This window comes from Blastopirellula marina, from assembly GCF_002967765.1.
GTDB classification, from domain to species: Bacteria; Planctomycetota; Planctomycetia; order Pirellulales; family Pirellulaceae; genus Bremerella; species Bremerella marina_A.
In genome coordinates this window covers 278,993-301,946 of record NZ_PUHY01000012.1, presented here as the reverse complement: position 1 = coordinate 301,946, position 22,954 = coordinate 278,993, and the positions used below count along the sequence as shown (strand labels likewise).

Here is a 22,954-nt window from a genome sequence, read left to right as displayed (position 1 = left end):
CAACACCCCACTGAGACATTCCGGGCGCGTGCCCGAAGTATTAGCAAGAAGAAGGTAGAACCATGATCCAGCCAAACCAACCGGCTTCGCGTACTTATCGGACCGAGCGTCCCGGTAAGGAAGGTTTGTACGATCCGGCCATGGAGAGGGAAAATTGTGGTGTCGGTTTCGTTGCCCACATTAAGGGAAAACGGACCCACCAAATGATCCTCGATGCCGAGGCGATGAACATCAACATGGACCACCGAGGCGGCTGCGGTTGCGAAGCCAATACGGGGGATGGTGCCGGTATGTTGACGGCGTTGCCTTTAGAGTTCCTCGCTCGCGTGACCCGCGAGGACCTCGGCAAAGAACTGCCTGAGCCAGGCAAGTTTGCCGCCGGTATCGTCTTCTTGCCACGTGATGCCAAGTCGCGCGAACATTGCAAGCAAACCGTTGAACAGTTGATCGAAGATCATGGTCAGACGCTCGTCGGTTGGCGAAAAGTTCCAATCAATCCGGAAGGTGCCGACATCGGCCCGACTGCTCTCGCGTGCATGCCAGAAATTGAGATGCTGATCGTCTCGGCGGGCGACAGTCTCGAAGGGGATGCGTTCGAGCGACAGCTGTACATGATTCGCAAGCGTGCCAGCCATAAGTTGCGCGGCGACTTGAACCTGGCCGAGCGAACGCTGTTCTACATTGGCAGCCTCTCGACCAAGGTCATCATTTATAAGGGGATGCTCACCCCGGCCCAACTGGTTCCATTCTATCGCGACTTGCAGTGCGAAGATTACACCAGCCACCTGGCCATGGTTCACTCGCGATTCAGCACCAACACGTTCCCTTCGTGGGACCGTGCTCAGCCGAATCGTTTCATGTCGCACAACGGCGAGATCAATACGGTTCGCGGTAATGCCAACTGGATGAAAGCCCGTGAAGGTGTTGCCAAGAGCGATCTGTTTGGTGATGAATTGACCAAGCTGTTCCCAATCGTCGAGCCAGAATGCTCCGACTCGGGAACGTTCGACAACGTGCTCGAATTCCTGCTTATGGGCGGTCGTACGCTGCAGGAAGCGGTCATGATGATGGTCCCGGAAGCGTGGCAGAAGCACGAAACGATGTCGGAGGACAAGCGTGCGTTCTATGAGTACCACTCCAGCTTGATGGAACCATGGGATGGTCCTGCTTCAATCGCGTTTACCGATGGTCGCTACATCGGGGCTGTGCTCGATCGGAACGGTTTGCGTCCAAGCCGCTACTACGTCACCTCTGACGACCGCGTGATCATGGCTAGTGAAGTGGGCGTGATTCCCGTCGACCCTTCCATCGTGATCGAAAAGGGACGACTCCAACCGGGACGTATGTTCCTGATCAACTTCGAAGAAGGTCGCCTGATCCCTGACAGCGAACTTAAGAGCGACTTCGCACGTCAGCGTCCGTACGCCCAGTGGCTGCGAGAGCAACGCATCGAGTTGGCTGAACTCAGCCCAAATAAAGAACCACACGGCTTCGATCCAGAAACCTTGCTCAATCGCATGCAGGCCTTCGGTTTCACGACCGAAACGCTGAACTTCATGCTATTGCCGCTGATCGAGCAAAAGCGTGACCCGGTCGGCTCGATGGGTAACGACTCGGCCCTGGCTTGCCTCAGCGATAAGCCGCGCATGCTGTACGACTACTTCAAGCAGTTGTTCGCTCAGGTGACCAATCCGGCGATCGACTCGATTCGTGAAGAAGTGGTCATGTCGCTGGAATGCTACATCGGCCCAGAAAACAACCTTCTGGAAACCACGCCAGAGCATGCCCATCGTCTGCTGATTCCACATCCAATTCTGACCAATGAAGAATTGGCAGCGTTGGCGCATATGGATCATCGCGGCTGGAAGACGAAGGTCATCGATGTCACGTTCGCTCGCAGCGAAGGTACCGCTGGCCTGACCACCGCGCTGGATCGCATTTGTGCGGAAGCAGAATCGGCCATCGACGAAGGCTACAGCAACATCGTGCTCAGTGATCGCAAGATCGGTGCCGAACGTGTCCCGGTTAGCATGCTGCTGGCTTGCGGTGCTGTTCACCATCATCTGGTCAACGTCGCCAAACGTACTCAGATCGGCATCATCCTGGAAACGGGCGAAGCTCGCGAAGTACACCACCACTGCTTACTGGTCGGTTACGGTGCGGACGCCATCAATCCTTATCTGGCATTCGAAGCACTTTGGAAGTGCCGTGCCGAAGGTATGGTCAAAGCAGAGGATTATCCTGACGACGACTCGATGGTTGCCGCCTACCGCAAGGGTGTTGCCAAAGGCATCCTGAAGGTGATGGGCAAGATGGGGATCAGTACCCTTCAGTCGTACAAGGGTGCTCAGATCTTCGAGGCCCTCGGCCTGCAAGAAGAAGTGATCAAGCGTTGCTTCAAGGGAACCTCCAGCCGCGTTCAAGGGGTGAACTTCAAGGTCTTGGCCGAAGAACTTCTTCGCCGTCACGAACTTGGTTACCCCGTGCGAGAAGATGGTCGTTTGCCGGTTCTGCCGAACCACGGTGAATATCACTGGCGAGCCGAAGGGGAACGCCACGCTTGGAGCCCTGACGCGATCGCTAATATTCAAGTCGCTGCTCGCACCAACAGCCGGGAAGCTTACAGCAACTTCGCGAAGCTGATGAACGAAGATGCTCGCAATCGTTGTACGTTGCGAGGCCTTCTTCGTTTCAACGAAAACACCGAGTCGATTCCGGTCGACGAAGTAATGCCAGCCAGCGAGATCGTCAAACGTTTCTGCACCGGGGCGATGAGCTATGGTTCGATCTCCGGAGAAGCACACGAATCATTGGCGATCGCCATGAATCGCATCGGTGGAAAGAGTAACACCGGTGAAGGTGGTGAGGACTCGGTCCGCTTTAAGCCACTGCCTAACGGCGACTCGAAGCGATCGGCCATTAAGCAAATTGCTTCCGGCCGTTTCGGCGTGACGATCAATTACTTGACCAACGCCGACGAACTGCAGATCAAGATCTCGCAAGGTGCTAAGCCGGGCGAGGGTGGTGAACTGCCTGGTAAGAAGGTTGACGAGTATATTGCTCGTCTCCGTTACTCGACCCCAGGCGTCGGTCTGATTAGCCCTCCGCCGCACCACGACATTTACTCGATTGAAGACCTTTCGCAGCTGATTCACGATTTGAAGAATGCCAATCCGGCGGCTCGTATCAGCGTGAAACTGGTTTCCGAAATCGGTGTCGGAACGATTGCCGCTGGTGTGGCCAAAGCCAAGGCCGATCACATTCTGATCGCCGGCGATAACGGTGGTACCGGTGCTTCGCCGCTAACCAGTATTAAGCATGCTGGTTTGCCGTGGGAGCTAGGTATCGTCGAAACCCATCAAACGCTGGTCATGAACGATCTGCGAAGCCGCGTCGTTCTGCAAACCGATGGTGGTTTGAAGACGGGCCGCGACGTCGTGATCGCCGCGATCCTGGGTGCCGAGGAAATGGGTTTCTCGACCGCTCCGCTGATTACCCTGGGCTGTATCATGATGCGAAAGTGTCACTTGAACACCTGCCCAGTCGGTATCGCCACGCAAGATCCAGAACTGCGTAAGAAGTTCAAGGGTCAGCCAGAACATGTGGTCAACTACTTGTTTATGGTCGCCGAGGAAGCTCGCGAACTGATGGCCAAGCTGGGCGTCCGCACCCTGGAAGAATTGATTGGCCGCGTCGACCTGCTCGAGCCAAACAAGGCCATCCAGCACTGGAAAGCAGACGGCCTTGATCTGACGCCGCTCTTGAAGCCAGCCCAGAATAAGAATCCTCAATCGCCGCAGTACTGCGTGATGAAGCAGGATCATCGCTTAGAGCTGGCACTCGATAACATGCTGATCGAAAAGTCGCAGCCTGCTCTCGATAAAAAAGAAAAGGTGAAGATCGAAACTCCGATCATCAACATCAACCGCACCGTCGGTACGACGCTCAGCCATGAGATCGCGAAGCGTTACGGCGAAAACGGTTTGCCGGACGACACCATCCACGTCAAGCTGCATGGTTCGGCTGGTCAAAGTATCGGGGCCTTTCTAGCAGCCGGGGTTACCCTGGAACTGGAAGGGGATGCGAACGATTACGTCGGCAAGGGCCTCTCGGGAGGTCGGATTGTCATCTATCCGCACAAGCAAAGTTCCTTCAAGGCAGAAGAGAACATGCTCGTCGGTAATGTTTGTCTCTATGGGGCAACCCGAGGCTTGGCCTTCTTCCGAGGGCGAGCTGCGGAACGATTCTGTGTTCGGAACAGCGGTGCGCACACTGTTGTTGAGGGAGTCGGAGATCACGGATGTGAGTACATGACAGGCGGCCGCGTGGTTGTCCTGGGCTCGACCGGTCGCAACTTTGCAGCTGGTATGAGTGGCGGTGTCGCCTACATTTGGGATCACGAAGGCAACTTCCTGCAAAACTGCAATCTGGGAATGGTCGAGCTCGAAAAGTTGGACAACCCCAGCGACATCGTGGAGGTCAAAGGCCTTATCTCGATGCATGCCAAGTACACCAATTCGCCGGTCGCCGAAAAGGTGCTTGCCGATTGGGACAACGCGGTCAATCAGTTCGTGAAGGTCATGCCGATTGACTACAAGCGTGTTCTCCAAGAGCGCATGCAACACGATGAAGAAGAAGACGTTCAACTAAGCGGAGCTGAAAGCAATGGGTAAGCCAACTGGATTTATGGAGTTTCAGCGGAGCACGGTTCCCTATCGCGATCCGCTGGTCCGTATCAACGACTACAACGAATTCCCCGTCGAGGTCACCGACAGTCACCTGCAAACGCAGGGTGCTCGGTGTATGGATTGCGGCGTTCCCTTCTGCCAAAGCACCACCGGTTGTCCGGTTGATAACCTGATTCCAGAGTGGAACGACCTGGTTTACAAAGGTCGTTGGCGGGAAGCACTCGATCGTTTGCACAAGACCAACAACTTCCCCGAGTTCACTGGTCGTGTTTGCCCGGCACCTTGTGAAAATGCTTGTGTGCTCGGCATCACCAATCCGCCCGTCGCGATCAAGAACATCGAATGTTCGATCATCGATCGCGGTTTCGAGGAAGGCTGGGTCGATGCCAAAGTGCCAGAACATCGCACCGGTAAGAAGGTCGCGGTCATCGGTTCCGGCCCTGCCGGTTTGGCCGCTGCGGAACAGCTCAACCGAGCCGGACACAACGTCACCGTTTACGAACGTGACGACCGAATCGGTGGGCTGCTGATGTACGGTATTCCTAACATGAAGCTCGACAAGGATACCGTCCAGCGTCGAGTCGATTTGATGGAAGCAGCCGGCATTAAGTTCGTCACCAATGCGCACGTCGGTGTGAATCTCGATATCGCCGAGCTCAAAGAAAAGAACGACGCGATCGTTTTGGCCGTTGGTGCCACCAAGCCGCGCGACCTGCCAATTCCTGGTCGCGAGCTGAAGGGCGTTCACTTCGCCATGGAATTCCTGAAGGCCAACACCAAGAGCCTGCTCGATTCCAAGCTGGAAGATGGCAACTACATCTCGGCCGAAGGCAAGGATGTGATCGTCATTGGTGGTGGTGATACCGGTACCGACTGCATCGGCACTTCGATTCGCCATGGCTGCACCAGCATGGTCAACTTCGAATTGCTGCCGAAGCCGCCAGCAGAGCGTGCACCCGATAACCCGTGGCCGCAATGGGCACGCATCTTCCGCGTCGACTATGGGCACCAGGAGGCGGAAGCGAAGTTCGGTAACGATCCTCGCGAGTTCTGCATTCTGTCCAAAGAGTTCATCGACGACGGCAACGGCAACGTCGCTGGCATCAAGACCGTCACGGTTCAATGGACCAAAGACGATAGCGGACGCTGGAACATGAGCGAAGTTCCTGGCAGCGAGAAGGTCTTCAAGGCTGATCTTGTCCTGCTGGCTATGGGCTTCCTTGGGCCTGAAGCAACGCTGGTCGAAAAGCTCGGCATGGAAACGGATCAGCGATCCAACTTCAAAGCCGACTACGGACGCTTCGCCACCTCGATCGACGGCGTATTCGCTGCTGGCGATTGTCGTCGCGGTCAAAGCCTCGTCGTTTGGGCCATCAACGAAGGCCGCGCCGCCGCTCGCGAATGCGATAAGTACTTGATGGGCGTCAGCTCGCTTCCGTAACGAGCAGTCGAACAACTCGGAAAACGAGAATCCCTTGGCGATATTACCCTTCGTCAAGGGATTTCTTTATGCGCCATTCACAACGCACTCCGATACCCGGGTGTTTTCTTTCCGCTCAGATGCCCTAAGCTAGGGTAAGCCGTTATCACGAACTCACCCTAGCTTCCCCCCGAGCGTCGTCATGAACGAAGTTGTCCGCAAGATCCTCAGCGATCCGATCGAGCACTATCCGCAAGCCACTGTCGCCTGTTTTGATCCCACGTGTGGTGATCTTCCGCGGCGAAAACTGGACGAGGCTGGTCTCAAGCGGTATCTCGAGCGTTTGGCGGAGGCTGGAGCCGAGGCCGTCTTGCTGGCGGCTTCCACCGGACATGGCCACCTGCGAACGGTCGAAGAGCTCGAGCGTTGGTTTGAGGTAGCTGCGGAAGCCAAGGCCGGGAACTTGATTCGTATGGCGCTGCTTCGTCCTGAAGATGGCGAGGAAGCGAACCAGCGATTGGTCGATTTACTCCAAAAGAACAACTATCCCGTCGTCTTCGTGCGGCCAGGGACCAACTTGCCAGCACATGCCACCGATAATCAAATTGCGGAGAACATGCGACCCCTGGTCGAGATGATCGCCGCGGCTGGTATGGCAGTCGGGGTTTACTCGATCCCTGATGTCAGTGGCGTCCGTTTGCCGGTTGCGTCTACCGAAAAGCTTCTCGACGTCCCTGGCGGCGATGCCATTGTGGCCGCCAAGATCACCGAAGCTGACTACGTTTCGAGCACTCGTGAATACCTGTTAAGTCCGCGACTCTCGAAGCTGAAGATTGTGCAAGGTTGGGATCCTCACCTGGCCCAAGCCCTAATGGAAGGGCCGCGATCGAATATCGAGAACAAGCAGCGCGTCGGCATCACTTCCGGTCCGATGTCATTTGCCGTTTACCAATATCTGTACATGTTAGAAGCGGCCAACGAGCATGATTGGCACGAACTGGAAGTCGCTCAAAAGGCGGTAACCGCGCTGTTCGAAGCCATGCAGGACGATCCCACCAAGTTCGCCGATTTGCAGCGAGCCAAGTTCATCATGGGATTAGGATTGCCTCTCACATCGGGCCTCGATCGCGAAAAGGTCGAACGCGTCTTCACCGCACTCGAACGCTTGCCGCGCAAGTCCGATCAGAAACGACTCGCGCAAAGCCTGGATCTGATGCAAGACGGGCCGTATCACGATCGCCTGGCCAAGCTGTACTGAACTAAAACTCGTAAATCGTCTCGCGGCAAGCAATCTCGAGGTTGGGAAGTTCGAGTCCGTTTAACTGCTCGACTAACTGATCGTAGTACGCCGGTTTCAAATGCGTCGCGATCAGACGTACGTCGTCAGGCACCTTCTCGACCATCCGTTTGAATCGGCCGGGCGTGTTATGCATGCTCCGCTCGGCCAGCCACTGCAGTTCATCGGGGAAGCTGGCATCCAGGAAGATCGCTTTCAGATTCGGGATCGACGTCACAATCGATTCAAACTCGACAAATGGCGCCGTATCCCAGGCCATCAGCACGCTACTTTGCGCGGTTTGGATCACGTAGCCCAGCGTGGGGACGACATGTTCAAGGGGGATGGGCGTGATTTGATACTCACCCACCTGAACGGGCCGATGAGCATCAAGAATATGCTTGTGATAAAAGGCCAACTCGTCCCCGGTAAGGCGATTCAAGTCTGGCCAGATCCGATCGTTCAATAAATCGGTTTCAATCGCCTGCCAGGTCGCTTCTCCCGCGTAAATGTCTGGACAATCCAGCCCCGGCTGAAAAATGTTATCCAAAAAAAGTGGCAGCCCACCAACGTGATCGAGATGCGAATGTGTCAAAAATAAGTGCTCGACCTGTTTCTGAGCGTCGATCGAGCCGAGATAAGAAAGGCCCCCTGTATCGATAGCGATATGGTCGTCGATCAGCATTGACACCGTAAATTGTAGCGGGCTGGCAGGATCGGCCGCTGGCATCAGAAGTCGAATTTTCATGCAGGTTTCCGGTGAAGACTTCCGGCCGACGAGGGGCACGACATAAAAGGTGGGGTATGCTTTCCACGATGTGAAAACGGAGTCCCTACTTTAAAAAGCCCTGATTTCTGAAGCAAGAAGACAAATCGATCGGCTCGACGAAAAGGGCTACAATAAAAGGCTAACGAGGGGGAGCTTTCGTAGTCCGCAGTTTTGACCTGGCATGGAAATGGCGATGGAAAAACAACGCATAGTAATTCTCGGCGGCGGATTTGGCGGCGTCTACACGGCCAGTGAACTGATGCGCCGTGTCAAACGGATTTCCAAGCACGAAATCGACGTTGAAGTCATTCTGGTAAGCGAAGAAAACTACATCACCTTTCAGCCGCTTCTCCCGGAGGTTGTCTCTGGTGCGGTCGAGCAGTTGCACGTGATCAGCCCGATTCGGAGAATTGCTCCTGGGGCGGTGCTTTACGTGCGGCATATCGACAAGATTGACGTCGAAAACAAAACCATTCAGCTAGCTCCTGGCCGCGTTCCACGCACGGAAACGATTCACTACGATCACCTGGTCATCGCCATGGGAAATACCTTGGCTCATGGAATGGTGCCAGGTTTGTACGAACATGCGATCCCGTTCAAGTATCTGGGTGACGCGCTTCGCTTACGAAACCACGTCGTGCAAATGCTCGAAGAGGCCAGCGTCTGCGAAGACGCTGAAGAGCGACAGCGGCTGCTAACGTTCACTGTTGCTGGGGGTGGTTTCTCTGGCGTCGAGTGTATTGCGGAAATGGAGGACTTCCTCCGCAAAGCGGTGCGTGCTTTCCCGAATATCAGCGAGACCGACTTGCGGATGATCTTGGTACAAAGTGCCGACCGCATCTTGCCTGAAATGAAAGAAAACCTGGCGGCGTATTCCGACAAGTTGCTCCGCAAACGCGGGATTCAAATCGTGCTCAATCATCGACTGCACGAAGTCTCGGCCGACCGCGCGATCGTCATGAACAAGGAAACCAAAGAGCTGGAAGTGATCGGCTCGCGGACCGTCGTTGCCACCGTCCCGACCGAGCCTCATTCGGTGATTCGGGACACACCATTGCAGTGCGAGAAAGGTCGCATTGTGGTTTCTGACGAAATGGAATCAGCCAGCCATCCTGGCGTCTGGAGTCTCGGCGACTGCGCCGCCGTCCCAAGTGGTGAAGGTTACACGAGTCCTCCAACCGCCCAGTATGCCGTCCGTCAGGCAACGATCTGTGCCGAGAACATCTTGGCGACAATTCGCAATCAACCGCGACGTCATTTCAAGTTTGCTGGGCTCGGTAAATTGGCCTCGCTCGGTGGTCGGCGTGCGATTGCCGAAGTATTTGGTTTCACCTTCTCTGGCTTCTTCGCTTGGTTGATGTGGCGAGCTATCTACGTCGAGAAGATGCCCGGTCTCGATCGTAAGATTCGTGTGTTTATCGACTGGATGAAAGACATCTTCCTGCCCCGCGACATCACACAGTTGAACGTGCACGATGAACAGCAAGTTCGCCGCGAGCATCTCGCCGCCGGGCAAACGTTGTTTCATCAAGGCGACTTCGGCGATCGCTTGTATTTTGTGGTCGACGGCGAAGTGGAGGTCGAGGTCGACGGTAACGTGATTGCGACCACCGGCAAAGGAGACGTCATCGGCGAAATGGCCTTGCTGGCCCACAAGGCCCGCAGTGCTACGGTCCGCGCGGTGCAGCCAACCGACTTAGTCAGCTTGCCGAGTGACGCGTTCGATCAAATCATCAAGTACGTCCCAGGCGCCGCTGACGCGATGAACAAGATTCATCAAGATCGCTTACAGCGAAACAGGGAGGAACAAACGGCGGATAGCGCGACGGACGAATGACCGATTACCGCAGTTGGATATTCTGATTGCTGGTCTTGACGCAAAGTTTGCCAGCATCGACATCATCGAGACCTTTCTGTACTTCACACGAAGCAATTCCCGACGCTCCAAGAGCATGATCGTATCCAGCATCGTCTGTTCGACTGAAGCGTATTTTCCTTCAGCCACCAAGTGCTCTAAGAATTCCTGTAGGTCGTGGGGAAGCGCAAGCGGCATGTTTTCGAGCTCGATGGAAGTGGCAAGTCGTGGGCGTCCCACTCAAACTTCAATCCGCTTCCAAGCTCCATGCCAATAGCGGCCGAGGATGAGCGCAGTGCGGACCAGCGTATCGATCAGCATTGCCAACCACGCTCCGGTGAGTCCCCAGTTGAGGCCTGGAACAACGTAGTTCGTCCCCGGAATGGAAACCTCTTTCCACGACATCCAGTAAGCCAGCGGCACGCGGATAAGAAGGAAGCCGATGATCGTGATCAACAGCGGCCAGGCCGTATCGCCGGCGCCGCGCAAGGCGCCACTGGTGACGGAAAACATCGCTAAGAATGGCAAGCACAATGCCATGATGCCCACGATCTTGATGACCGCCTCGCCTGTTTGAAATGACTCGGCTGATTCGCTGGGAAAGCCTAAAAAGAAGCCCGCCAGCCACGGTCCGCAGAGGGCAACGATCAACGCATAGGTTGCCAGCATTGTCACCGCAATGCTCATCGAAACAAGCGTCGCCCGCTGAGCTCGCTTCGGATTGTTCGCACCCAAGTGCTGGCCTGTTAGTGCGGACGCCGCCACTGCGAACGCCCAAGCCGAAAGGTAACCAGGCGATTCGATTCGCACCGCGAGTCCATGGGCGGCCGCTTGCGTTGTGCCCAGGCTATTGATGATGCTCAAGTACCACAGATGGCAAACCAGCACCATGGCATCGTTCGCTCCTCCCGGCAGGCCGATGCTCAGTAGACGCTTCATCAGCGGAATATTCGGCCACATGCCGCGCCATTGAACTTTCAAATGGGAGCGGCCATGAAACAGAATCGCTAACAACAACAGTCCGCCTACAATGTGCGAGACCGACGTGCCAATCGCAATTCCGCTCCAGCCTAGCTGCGGTATCGGACCGACGCCAATGGCGAACGCCGCGCTGATACCGATATTCAGCACGTTCACGACCGTCATCACCATCAGCCCGGTTACCGTATCGCCTGCCCCGTGCAGGCAAGCCGTGGTGACAGCAATCATCATGAACCCAGGGATTGCTGGAATCAGGATGTATAAATATTGCAGCGCCATGTCGTAAGCTTGGCCATGTAGCTGCATGGCGCTGACGTAGTTCGGCGCTAAGAACCAAAACACCACGGTCGTGATTGCCGAGAAGAACAACGCCAACGCAATCGCTTGCTCGGTCGCCAGTTCGGCTTCATCCCATTTGTCGGCCCCGATGCGTCGCGCCACAACGGCCGTGGCACCGATGCCGACCGATGCACAGATCACAAAGATCATCCAGCAGCTGTAGGCCATCAAACCCACGGCGGCCATCGCCGGGACGGAGTTCGCTTCGGACAGAACGTTGCCGGCCAGCCAAGTATCGACCATGCCAACGCAGAATTCGAGGAATTGCTCTGCCAAGGCAGGCGTCGCAATGGTCATCACCGCGCGCAGGTCCCCCTTCGAAGTCATCGATATTCGTGGCGCAGTCTTCTCGGCCTGCGTCGTCGACATGCAGGGGCTCTCGTACGAAAGGGCGCAAGATCGGAAAAGGGTGAATTATAGACAGAGAAACCGATCAGTGGGTGTGGGTTCGGTTACAGAGCCAAATCTCTAGGCGTCCGCGATCGGAGAAAGCGTATCCGCAGCGACGACAATTTCGTCGATGTTCGGAAACTCGACCGAAGAAGTGGGACGGAACGACCACACGATCTGCCCGTTGGTATCAATCAGGTAACTCCCACCCAGCTGCATTAAGTCACCTCGCGGTCGCCCCATACCGCTTCGAGAGAGGGCCTTGAGGCCTTCCCACCATAACTGTGGTCCGGCAACTTGCCACACGTTGCCACGCGGCACATTGAATGCCCGATAGACCTTTTGATTCGGGTCGGCGTAAACCGGGTAAGTGAGCTTCAACGTATCGTGGAAGGTCTGGGCATCTTTGGCATCGCCCATGATTATCAACGCGATGTCGATCCCGTGTCGCTTAAGCATCTCGTAATGCTTGAGAAGCTGCTTGGCGTGATCGATGCAAAACACGCAACCCAAATGGCGAGAGAACTGCAGCAGAACTGGTCGCAGTAGGTAGAGGCTCGATACGGAAACCTTACGGCCGTCCGCAGTAAGCAGTTCCCCTTTTGGGGCGGGCGCGGCAGGATAATATTCGTGCATCGGACTAACGCCTGGAAGTGGTTGGCGGGGTCTCGGCCCAGTTCATCTAGGCCTCAACTTCCGACCGCATCGTCTGAGTAATTCTACTCGCTGGGCAGTGTTTCAAGGGGGACGCACCTCCGGGAATCGCGTTCTTTTTAGCCCCAGTACCGATCGGTCGGTTTGGTCGGCTTTTTCTGGGCTTGGCCGCTAATAAGACATGCGTTGACTTTACATTTAACAGGCATATCACCGTCAGCGAGGAAGGAGTCGGTGCGTTCATTCGTCTTTTTGACGTAACCCGTTCCTCATACTTAGTTTGTTCACTGATGAAGGCGGTTTGACTGTTTGATAATCAGGCGGGACAGACGTCATGTTTCATTTGTCTCGTACTGCGAAACCAAGGTTGGCTCATGTGGTTTTTGCTAGCACGAAGCCTCGGTGTTCCGCAGGCGTATGCGTCGCGATAAGTTCTTTCTCACAGGACATTTGGTTCGTCGATAACCGGACGATGGTCATGTGCTAACGGACGACTTCCGAGATGGGTCAATGTTTAACCACCTCTTCGGCCAGTGTTGGCTTTAAGTCGAATTCCAGCCGGGTTTTGCGTTGACAGGGCGAATTCCCGAACCGTAAAATGTTGGGTTTTCCCGGACCTAGGGCTCTCGATAAGGGTTTTTCTCTTCGAGTCGCCATCGCGGACTGCCCTGCTAGGTTCACCCCGGTTTTCCCCCTTGGAGTTCGCTCCAACGAGAGAGATCAATCATTGAGAGATGCCATTGAAAAAGCGGACGTCCTGATCGAAGCCTTGGGATGGATCCGCCGCTTCCGCAACAAAGTCACGGTCATCAAGTTGGGCGGAAGCGTCATGGAAAATCCAGACGCCCTGCGCCACTGTTTGATTGATATCGTCTTCATGGAAACCGTCGGCATGCGTCCGGTCGTGATCCATGGGGGTGGCGCAGCAATCAGCCGCGCGATGGCGGAAGCGAAGATCGAACCCAACTTCATTCAGGGACGCCGCTATACCGATGACGCCACGCTGAAGATCGTCGAAGAAGTCCTCGCTGGTAAAGTGTGTCAGCACATTACGCAAGAGGTCGAAGATATCGGCGGTCGCGCGATGAGCTTGAATCTCGATCCGCAATGTGTGCTATTCGGTGAACGGATGACCTTGCCGGGTGAGAACGGCGAAGAGATCGACCTGGGGCACGTAGGCACCGTGACGGAAGTCGACCGAGCCACGATCGAAAACTTGTGCTATGCCGGCCAGGTGCCGATCATCCCCAGCATGTGCATCGATAAGGCCACCGGGCAGAAACTGAACGTCAACGCCGATACAGCCGCGAATGCCGTCGCGGAAGCGCTGGGTGCCGAGAAGTTGGTCTTCCTGTCCGACGTGAACGGTGTTCGACTCGACAAGGACAACCCTGACACGCTGGTCCACTCGCTCAATCGCGAGAAAGCGGTCGAGATGATCAAGACCGGCCAGATTGCCTCTGGCATGATCCCCAAGGTCGAAGCTTGCCTGGAAACGCTGGAACGTGGTGTCAGCAAGATCCACATCATCGATGGCCGCTTGCGACATTCGTTGCTATTGGAAATTTACACGAATACCGGGGTCGGAACCGAAATTGTTCTATAAGACGATTTCCTCGCGAACCTTTGTCCCTGGTGCTGCTGTCCTTTGACTTTCCCATTTCGGAAAGTGTGGTTTAGGAGAACGTGCGATGTCGACGACTGATGCTTCCGCCGGACAAGAGCAACTCAGCTCTGCGGACACCGTTCAGCTTTTTGAAAAGTATGTCGTTCCTAACTACACGCGCTATCCGGTGAACCTGGTTCGCGGCGAAGGGTCGAAGATCTGGGATGCCGAAGGAAACGAATATCTCGACTTGTTCCCAGGTTGGGGCTGTAATCTCCTGGGGCATTGCCCTGAAATGGTCGTTCAGGCCGTTCAGGATCAAGTCGCCAAGCTGATCCATGTTCCCAACTCATGGCACATGGATGTCCAAGGCCAATGGGCCAAGCTGCTTTCTGATCGTAGCTTTGGCGGCAAGGCGTTTTTCTGTAGCAGTGGTGCCGAAGCGAACGAAGCCGCCATCAAGCTGGCTCGCCTGCACACGCCGGACGAGAAGTACAAGATCATCACCTTCCTTGGTGGATTCCATGGACGAACTTTTGGGGCCGTCACCGCCACCGCCCAGCCAAAGTATCACCAGGGAATCGGTCCGATGATGGCCGGTTTCACGTATGCTCCGCATGGCGACTTGGAAGCGGTACGCGATCTGGTCGACGAGCATACCTGTGCGATCATGATCGAGCCAATCCAAGGAGAAGGTGGCGTAAAGCTCCCGCCAGAAGGCTTCCTGGCCGGGCTCCGGAAGATCGCCGACGAGAACAACTTGCTGTTGATCTTCGACGAGGTACAAACCGGCTGTGGACGCACCGGCGAGTGGTTCGCCTATCAGCATTTCGGCGTTCAGCCTGACATAATGACCTTGGCCAAGAGCCTGTGTGGTGGTATTGCCGGCGGGGCATTGATGACTACGCCCGAGATCGCTGCCAGCATGAAGCCTGGCATGCATGCCGCGACATTCGGTGGTAATCCGATTGCTGCCCGAGCTGGGATCGCGGCAATCGAACAAATCGAACGAGACGGTTTGCTCGAGAAAGCCAAGACCGTCAGCGAAATCTTCCGGCAGCGTCTGACCGCGCTCAAGGAAGAATGCGACCTGATTCAGGAAGTTCGAATCACCGGTCTGATGATCGGCTTGGAACTTTCCGTCGACGGGGCCCCGGCTGTGAAAGCTTGCCTCGAAAAACATCTTCTCATCAATTGCACGCAAGGCCGCGTGATTCGCCTTCTTCCGGCGATGAACATCAGCGAAGAGGAAGTCCATCACGGGTGCGACATCCTGGCCGACGTGCTGAAAAATCTGCCCACCTCGGCAGAGTAACTTCCCTTTTCCTCTAGGGCGTACGAGCCCATCATTTCATTCGTGAGATCGTTTCCATGCGACATTTCTTGAGCCTTTTCGACGTTTCCGATGACGAACTAAAGCGAATCTTCGAGCTTGCCAGTCAGCTCAAAGCACGTTTGAAATCGGGCGTCCGCGAGCCAATCTTGCAAGGCAAAGTCGCTGGACTGTTGTTCGAAAAGCCTTCGCTCCGTACTCGCGTCAGCTTCGAGGCTGGCATGGCTCAGCTGGGCGGAAGCAGCTTGTTTCTCGGCGAAGATGTCGGTTGGGGCAAGCGAGAAGCACCACAAGATTTCAGCCGCGTGATCGGCCAATACCTGGACGTGATCGTGTGCCGAGCCAAGTCGCACGAGAAAGTCGAAACGCTCGCCAAGTATGCCAGCAGTGTGATCATCAACGGTCTGACCGATCTCTGCCACCCATGCCAGGCCTTGGCTGACTTGCTGACCATCGAAGAAGAATTCGGTTCGTTGGCCGGCAAGAAGTTGGCATTCGTCGGCGACGGCAACAATGTCTCGCGCAGCCTGGCTCTCGCTTGTGCGAAAACCGGCATGACCTTCTCGATCGCTGCCCCAAAAGGATATGAGATCGAACCCGAGTTCCTCGAGCGAATCGAAAAGCACGCCCCTGGTGCCAAGATTGAACAAACCAGCGATCCGGTCGAAGCGGTTACCGGGGCTTGTGCGATCTATACCGACGTTTGGGCCAGCATGGGACAAGAAGCCGAGCAGGCCAAACGCGAAGCCGATTTCGCTGACTTCCAGGTCAACGGCAAGCTGATGAGTGCTGCTGAAAAGGATGCCATCTTCCTTCACTGCCTGCCTGCCAAGCGTGGCCAGGAAGTCACCGACGAAGTGATGGACTGCCCGACCAGTCGCATCGTCGAGCAAGCCGGCAACCGCATGCACGCCCAAAAGGGGCTTTTGGTTTGGCTGCTGACCGAAGCAGTCGACAAGATCTCCGTCGCATAGAATCTCTCTCGCTTCGATCAGAGAGAAGTCGAGTGGACCACGGATGACACCGATCGGCACGGATAAAAAGTAAGACGATCGCTTTTAGCGAACGGCTTTGCATCCGTGAGATCGAATTCATCCGTGGTTTTCTTTGTCTTGATCCGACCCTCTGTGATCTCAGAGGGCTCTGTGGCAAAATCTCTTCTCTCGTAAGAAAAATACGCTCCAACTCAAGGAACCCTCATGGCACGTCACGATGGTCGCTCTGCGGCACAGCTTCGTCCTTTGAAGATCAAACGCCGCTACACCAAGAATGCTGCCGGAAGCGTCCTGATTCAGGCCGGCACGACCACCGTTTTGTGCACGGCCAGTGTCGAGTCGTCGGTTCCTCCGTGGCTCAAAGGAAGCGAAAAGGGATGGGTCACGGCCGAGTACAACATGCTGCCCGGCAGTACACCAACGCGTAAGTCACGCAGGGTCGACGGTCGCACCACCGAGATTCAGCGGTTGATCGGTCGCAGCCTCCGCGCCGTTATCGACTTGGAAGCGTTGGGCGAGCAGATGATCACGGTCGACTGCGATGTGCTCGATGCCGACGGCGGCACGCGCACCGCCAGCATCACAGGAGCATTCATCGCGCTGGTCGATGCCGTGAACACGATCGAATTGCCTGATCCGAAGCGATCGATCTTCAAGGACAGCCTGGCTGCGATCAGCGTAGGGATCGTCAACGGTTCGCCCGTACTCGACTTGGATTATGTGGAAGACTTCGCCGCGACCGTTGATATGAACGTCGTGATGACTGGCAGCGGCAAATTCATTGAAATCCAAGGAACCGGTGAAGAAGCGACCTTCAGCGAAGACGAACTTGGCAAGCTGTTGAAACTCGCCAAGTCCGGCATCAAAGACCTGACCGAGATGCAGCAAAAGGCTCTCGGCAAGAAGTGGCCGATGGCCTAACCGCCACCGTTATTCGGTGGGCGGCTCGAAGGTCACGCAGTCCAGGTTCATCAGCCCGCCTCGATTCTGCGGGTTGATGAACACGACATAAATATCGTGACGGCCAGTTTGTCGCTTGATCTTCGCCGTTACATCGTGGAAGTCTTCCCAGCTTCCATTCACGTCGACCTTCACCTTGGCAATCACGGGGCCATTGAGCGAGTCGAGTCGGGCTTCGATGTGCCCGCCAGCCCCGGCCGAGGTAACACGGAAGGTCAAAGCGCCGACGTTATCAAGCGGGATCTGCTGAAAGCGGGCGAACTGCTCGTGATTGATCGCCCCCAGGAAATTGCCGCCGGAAGCTTTGTGCCCGCCGAGTGTTTGCGGTCCGCCGATCTCGTCTGCGGCTTCCGCTTCGATGGTTCGCTTCCGTAGGTAAATCTTCGAGGTGCCAACCAGGGGCGGGATATCGCCGGCGCCGAGATCTCGGTAGTTGGCTTCCAGTTGCACGTAACCTGCTTTGTCGACTTCTTCCGGCGTTAGTTGAATATCACCAACGAAGCCATCGAAGACGCGAACCGCGCTATCCGCTTCCAGTGAATACACCCAGCTGACCATCGTGCGGATCTCGTCCAGCGAATGCTGACCATGTGGCAGCATTGGTACCTTGCCCCACACGCCGGTCGAGCCTTCTCGGACGCGCTTCATCGAAGCTTCCAGCGCGTTGTCTTGCCCACGGTATTTCTCGGCAACTTTCAAAAACGGAGGTCCCACCCGGACGCTATCGACTGAATGGCAGTTGAAGCAATCGCTCTTCTTCATCAGCTGCAAGCCAACCGGATCGGAATCGCTCGCACCGTCGTCGCCTGCCTTCGGAATGCTACCGCTGCCGAGGGAAAAGTTGAGAGCCGTCCGCCGCGGTGCTTCGAGATCGATTTCGGCAACGCCGGTCTCGTCCGCTTGTTCAAAGTCGGAGGTGCCGTCTTCCAGGTCGTTGACCTTCAACTGGTAATGAATCTTCATCGTGGAATCGAAGAAGTCACCATCCTGCGGCGTGACAAAAGAGACCGCCGGACGTTCGTTCCCTACAATTACCGGAACCGAAGCAACAGCCTCGGCCCCAGCAGAATCCGTGACTTTCAGCTCGACATTGAAGACGCCCGGCTCTTGGAAGGTCACCTTGGGGTTAGCTTCCGTCGACAAGATCGTAAAGGTAGCGTTTTCATCTCCAGCGCGAAACGCTCGCCACAGGTAAGTCAGCTTGTCGCCATCTTTGTCCGCTGAACCGGCGCTCGATAGCTTTACCGCAAGTGGATGCGTTCCGGTATTGTTCTCGGTCGCAGCGATTGCCGTCGGAGGTCGATTGCCACGGACGTAATCAATTCGAACCAATTTGGCGTCATCGTTCACGCCCCAGGTTTCGCCATACTCCAACATGTACAGCGCACCATCGGGACCAAATTGCAAATCGATCGGGCGGACGAAGCGATGATTCGGCATGAACGGTTCGATTGAGTCAATCTTCGAATCGTCGGTTAAGTGAACCGCCATGATCCAGTGCCGCGACCATTCGTAAATGAACAGTGTCCGGTCAAAGTGCGGCGGGAACTTGGTCTCGCTCGGATTGGCCGCATCGTAGTAATAAACGGGCCCAGCACATGCGGTTCGACCGCCAGAGCCTAGTTCCGGAAACCGATCACTGCCTGAGCCAGGGTAATAGATGAACGCTTCGTTGGCCGGCGGCAACTCGCGCGCGCCGGTGTTGTTGACGGATTCGTTGATCGGTGCGGCCGGATTAAACTTCTCGCCAATCTTGTCGGTTTGGAAATCGACGTCGTTGTACGGCAAGTTATTGGCAATGAAGTAAGGCCAACCGAAGTAGCCTGCCTGACGAGCTTGATTCACTTCGTCATAGCCACGCGGGCCGCGTTCGTTCTCGCCGCCCGCATCGGGGCCGACGTCACCCCAATACAAGTAACCGGTCTTCTGATCGATGTTGATTCGCCATGGGTTACGACAGCCCATCACGTAGACTTCCGGCTTGCCTTTCGAGCCGTCGGCCGGAAACAGGTTTCCTTCCGGAATCTCCGCCGTGCCATCTGGCAGTGGGCGGATGCGAAGCACTTTGCCGTTGTGATCGTTGGTGTTGCCGGCGGTGGCTTGGGCATCAAAGTAGTAACGCCCTTCGCGCTCATCGATCGGAGCGTACCCTTGGCTATCACCAAATGGATTGGTGTTGTCACCGGTGCCGATGTACAAGCAGCCATCGGGGCCGAATTCGAGCGAGCCAGCGTGATGGCAACAATCGCGGCGTTGTTCTTCGTACTTCAGCAGCAGCTTCTCCGAGCTGTTATCGAGCTTGCCATCTACCAAGTTAAAGCGGCTGACATGCTGCCCTTCGTAATCAGGCGGCGAATACTGCAAATAGATCCAGCCGTTAGAATCGAAGTTCGGATCGAGGGCCAAACCGATCAGCCCGTTCTCCTGCGCGGTGGTGACTTTCACTTCCCCCACGAGCGTTGATTGGTGCGTTTCTGGATCGAAGACTTTCAGCTGTCCTTGAATCTCGATGTAGAAGATTCGGCCGTCGCTGGTCACTGCCAATTCCATCGGCTGCTTGAGGCCGGTTTCAAGCGTGGTGACCTCCAAGCGAGAAGCATCGTACGGGGCTTCGTCTGCCTGGGCTGAAGACTTCCAAGAAGAGGTAATACAGACGGCGGCGACCAGTGAATAGCGCAGCAGTTGTGTGATTCGCATCGAGGGTTCCTGCAGAGCTTCCCGGGAGGAGGCGTGGTTGGTGGGAAAAGGGGAATCGGCGGGGTACGGTGAAACTTAAGATAATTTGCTTTTCGCACGTCGTCCACAACGTCAGCCGTAAACGCAAACGGTTTCTTTTTGCTACAGAGGGGGCTATGCTGAGACAAGACAAAAGATTGCAGTCTTATGTTGAATGCTTTCGATCGCCCCTCCTCTCTTGGAATTCTCCCCACCATGTTTCGCGTGTTGCCCTATCGCGTTCTTCCTCTCTTCACCTTCCTGATCACGACTTGCCTGGTTTCGCTTGGCCAGTCCGCGGAACGTCCGCCAAATGTGTTGGTGATCGTCGCTGACGACCTAGGACTCGAGTGCGTTCAATCGTACGGCGGTCTCTCGTATCAGACACCCAACATTGATGCCCTGGCCGAGAAAGGAATGCGGTTCACGCATTGCTTTTCGAATCCGTTGTGCTCTCCTTCGCGCGCTCAGCTTCTTACTGGCAGGTATCCGTTCCGAAACGGAATCACACGCGTTATTTATCAACCGGAGAATCACCGCGAGTTCCTTGATCCGACGCAGGAGACCAGCTTCGCGACCTTATTGAAGAAAGCGGGCTACGCGACCGCAATTGCTGGGAAATGGCAAGTCAGCTTCCTGCACGAACGCGACACGCTCAATGCTCACGGCTTTGATGAATATCAAATGTGGCAGATCTTTCATGATGGCCAAAAGACGTCTCGCTACGCCAATCCCACCATGCGACAAAACGGGAAGGTGCTTCAAGCCGAGCTGAAAGGGAAGTACGGTCCCGATGCGAACGTTGCCTTCCTGATTGATTTCATGCGGCGACACAAGGACGAACCGTTTTTGGCGTACTATACAGCGCTGCTCCCACATTATCCCTGGGAACCAACGCCCGACAGCGAAGAACCGCTACGTGCTGCCGATGGCGATGGTGACAAGAAGTACATGCCTGACATGGTCGCATACCTCGACAAGCAAGTGGGGCAGTTGGTGGCGGCGCTCGATGAACTGAAACTGCGCGACAAAACGCTGGTCATTTTCGTAGCGGATAACGGCACCGATCGACGTATCACCTCGAAGTGGAGCAATGGAATCGAAACACGAAACGCCGTCGGTGGCAAAGGAACCATGACCGATGCCGGCACGCGTGTTCCCTTGGTGGCTAACTGGCCCGGTGTGATCGCGGCTGGCAAGGTGAATCACGACTTGATCGACCTTTCCGATCTCTTGCCGACTCTCGTAGAACTAACCGGGGCCTCGCTCCCTGCGAAACCGATCGACGGACGGAGCTTCTTGCCGCAACTCCGCGGCGAGCCAGGCGACCCTCGCTCATGGATTCATGTGCAAGATAAACAGCAGCGTTACGTCCGGAATCGCGACTTCATTTTCACTTGGCAGCAACAATTACGCCCCGTCGTAGAAACGGGGCAGCCCAAAGCGGCTACCATCAAGTCGCCTTACAACGCGTCGCAAGCCGAAGCGGCGCAGCAGTTGAAGTTCGCTCAACAACAAATCGACGGCAACAAGTAATCCCCTCACGCCTCGCGGAAGAGAAACCTCCATGATCACTCGAATCTTGCTCGCCCTTGGTGTTGCCGTTTTGATGGCACCGCTTACTTATGCCGCGGAAAAACCGAACGTGGTGATCTTGTTGGCGGACGACGAAGGGTATCAAGATATCGGCTGCTACGATGGCCCGGTGAAGACGCCTGACATCGATGCCCTGGCGACCGGTGGCGTGCGGTTTCATGATTTCTATTCCGGTGCCGCGAATTGCTCTCCCTCGCGTGCCACGCTGCTCACTGGAAGGCATCATATTCGCGCCGGCGTATATGGTTGGATTAACGACACCAGCCAACGTACCCATTTGCTGCTGCGCGAGAATACCCTCGCTGAGATCCTCAAGCAGGAAGGCTACGCCACGGCGCACATCGGTAAGTGGCATTTGGGAATGCCGAACGATAAGTTCGATAAGCCAACGCCTGACAAGCATGGCTTCGATTACTGGTTTGCAACTGGCAACAACGCGATTCCCAGTCACAAGAATCCCCGCAACTTCGTTCGCAACGGCAAACCGGTGGGCAAGCTGCAAGGATACTCGTGCCAATTGGTGGTTGATGAGGCGATCGACTGGCTCGATACCAAACGTCCGGCCGATCAACCGTTCTTTCTCAACATGTGGTTTCATGAACCGCATGCACCGATTGCCGCGCCTGATCAGATTGTGAAGGCGTATGGCGCGATCGATGATCCAGCGGCCGTCTATTCCGCGACGATCGATAATCGAAACCGTGCCATCGCGCGGCTGGTGGCTAAGCTGCATGCGATCGACAAACCAGAGAACACGTTGATCATCTACGCTTCCGATAACGGTAGCTACCGCGACGATCGGACGGGCGGTTTGCGTGGTCGTAAGCGTTTCAACTGGGAAGGGGGAATTCGTGTGCCGGGGATCTTCTTTTGGCCAGGCAAGATTCCACCGGGACGCGTGATTAGCAGCGACACACCGGCTGGCCTGGTCGATGTCTTGCCCACGGTATGTGGTCTTCTGGGGATCAGCCCTCCCAAGGGGCGTCATCTTGATGGGAGCGATCTCACACCAATCCTCATCCCAGGCGAAAAGAAGTTCGTTCGTCACCAGCCTTTGTTCTGGCACTTGCAACGCTCGGTGCCGATTGTGGCGATGCGCGATGGACCATACAGCTTCGTTGGTTATCGTGATTTCGATGTGCCCGATGCTCTCGTATTCAAAGAAGAGTGGATCCCTGCGCTGAAGAAGGGAACGTACACGAACTACCAGCTTTTCAATTTGCTGGACGATCCTAAGCAAGAACACGATCTTGCTTCGCAGCACCCGGAACTTGTTGCGCAATTGAAACAAAAGCTGATGCGAATTAACACAAGCATCATGTCGGATGGCGCGGATTGGCATCTGCCCGAATAGGAGGGGAAGATCTGCCTCTCTGA

At 55.7% G+C, this 22,954-nt stretch carries 14 protein-coding genes; 10 read left to right on the top strand and 4 right to left on the bottom strand.

Translation table 11 applies throughout. The features are described 5' to 3' along the window. The first annotated feature begins 62 nt into the window (after positions 1 to 62). From gltB to C5Y83_RS17565, 3 genes are all read left to right on the top strand, one after another. Complete coding sequence (gltB, locus tag C5Y83_RS17575; protein ID WP_105331070.1) at positions 63 to 4,673, top strand: glutamate synthase large subunit; 4,611 nt, start codon at positions 63 to 65, stop codon at positions 4,671 to 4,673. Next, on the top strand, positions 4,666 to 6,129 hold the full coding sequence (locus tag C5Y83_RS17570) for a glutamate synthase subunit beta (RefSeq protein WP_105331069.1): 1,464 nt from the start codon (positions 4,666 to 4,668) through the stop codon (positions 6,127 to 6,129). The genes gltB and C5Y83_RS17570 overlap by 8 nt, the downstream gene beginning before the upstream one ends. A gap of 181 nt (positions 6,130 to 6,310) precedes the next feature. Continuing rightward, positions 6,311 to 7,366 (top strand): dihydrodipicolinate synthase family protein, encoded by a 1,056-nt coding sequence (locus tag C5Y83_RS17565; RefSeq protein ID WP_105331068.1) that lies wholly within the window; start codon positions 6,311 to 6,313, stop codon positions 7,364 to 7,366. 1 nt (position 7,367) lies between these two features. Here C5Y83_RS17565 and C5Y83_RS17560 read toward each other — a convergent pair whose 3' ends face one another. Next, positions 7,368 to 8,132 (bottom strand): MBL fold metallo-hydrolase, encoded by a 765-nt coding sequence (locus C5Y83_RS17560; RefSeq protein ID WP_105331067.1) that lies wholly within the window; start codon positions 8,130 to 8,132, stop codon positions 7,368 to 7,370. A 214-nt stretch (positions 8,133 to 8,346) separates the two neighbouring features. On the opposite strand from C5Y83_RS17560, the gene C5Y83_RS17555 reads away from it, so the two are divergent. Continuing rightward, positions 8,347 to 9,990, top strand: coding sequence for an FAD-dependent oxidoreductase (locus C5Y83_RS17555; protein ID WP_158262398.1), 1,644 nt, complete (start codon positions 8,347 to 8,349; stop codon positions 9,988 to 9,990). Positions 9,991 to 10,248: 258 nt separating this feature from the next. Here C5Y83_RS17555 and C5Y83_RS17550 read toward each other — a convergent pair whose 3' ends face one another. Continuing rightward, complete coding sequence (locus C5Y83_RS17550) at positions 10,249 to 11,697, bottom strand: MATE family efflux transporter (RefSeq protein WP_105331065.1); 1,449 nt, start codon at positions 11,695 to 11,697, stop codon at positions 10,249 to 10,251. A 99-nt stretch (positions 11,698 to 11,796) separates the two neighbouring features. Further along, the gene (locus C5Y83_RS17545; RefSeq protein WP_105331064.1) at positions 11,797 to 12,354 is read right to left on the bottom strand and encodes a peroxiredoxin-like family protein; all 558 of its coding nucleotides are present in this window, start codon (positions 12,352 to 12,354) and stop codon (positions 11,797 to 11,799) included. A 745-nt stretch (positions 12,355 to 13,099) separates the two neighbouring features. On the opposite strand from C5Y83_RS17545, the gene argB reads away from it, so the two are divergent. The 4 genes from argB to rph all read left to right on the top strand — a co-directional run bounded on the left by argB (position 13,100) and on the right by rph (position 17,227). Then, positions 13,100 to 13,978 carry an acetylglutamate kinase gene (argB, locus tag C5Y83_RS17540; protein ID WP_105331063.1) on the top strand — a complete coding sequence of 293 codons (879 nt, stop codon included), beginning with the start codon at positions 13,100 to 13,102 and terminating at the stop codon, positions 13,976 to 13,978. An 85-nt stretch (positions 13,979 to 14,063) separates the two neighbouring features. After that, a complete protein-coding gene (locus tag C5Y83_RS17535) occupies positions 14,064 to 15,293 on the top strand; it encodes an aspartate aminotransferase family protein (RefSeq protein ID WP_105331062.1) in 1,230 nt (409 codons plus the stop codon). 56 nt (positions 15,294 to 15,349) lie between these two features. Beyond that, positions 15,350 to 16,285: an ornithine carbamoyltransferase gene (gene argF / locus C5Y83_RS17530; RefSeq protein WP_105331061.1), complete on the top strand. Its 936-nt coding sequence runs from the start codon at positions 15,350 to 15,352 to the stop codon at positions 16,283 to 16,285. A 225-nt stretch (positions 16,286 to 16,510) separates the two neighbouring features. Next, positions 16,511 to 17,227, top strand: coding sequence for a ribonuclease PH (rph, locus tag C5Y83_RS17525; protein WP_105331060.1), 717 nt, complete (start codon positions 16,511 to 16,513; stop codon positions 17,225 to 17,227). Between the two features lie 9 nt (positions 17,228 to 17,236). Here rph and C5Y83_RS17520 read toward each other — a convergent pair whose 3' ends face one another. Beyond that, a complete protein-coding gene (locus C5Y83_RS17520) occupies positions 17,237 to 19,963 on the bottom strand; it encodes a PQQ-dependent sugar dehydrogenase (RefSeq protein ID WP_105331059.1) in 2,727 nt (908 codons plus the stop codon). A gap of 234 nt (positions 19,964 to 20,197) precedes the next feature. On the opposite strand from C5Y83_RS17520, the gene C5Y83_RS17515 reads away from it, so the two are divergent. Together C5Y83_RS17515 and C5Y83_RS17510 are read left to right on the top strand one after the other, a co-directional pair. Then, the gene (locus C5Y83_RS17515; RefSeq protein ID WP_158262397.1) at positions 20,198 to 21,517 is read left to right on the top strand and encodes a sulfatase-like hydrolase/transferase; all 1,320 of its coding nucleotides are present in this window, start codon (positions 20,198 to 20,200) and stop codon (positions 21,515 to 21,517) included. Between the two features lie 31 nt (positions 21,518 to 21,548). Further along, positions 21,549 to 22,931, top strand: coding sequence for a sulfatase (locus C5Y83_RS17510; protein ID WP_233207267.1), 1,383 nt, complete (start codon positions 21,549 to 21,551; stop codon positions 22,929 to 22,931). Positions 22,932 to 22,954 lie beyond the last annotated feature (23 nt).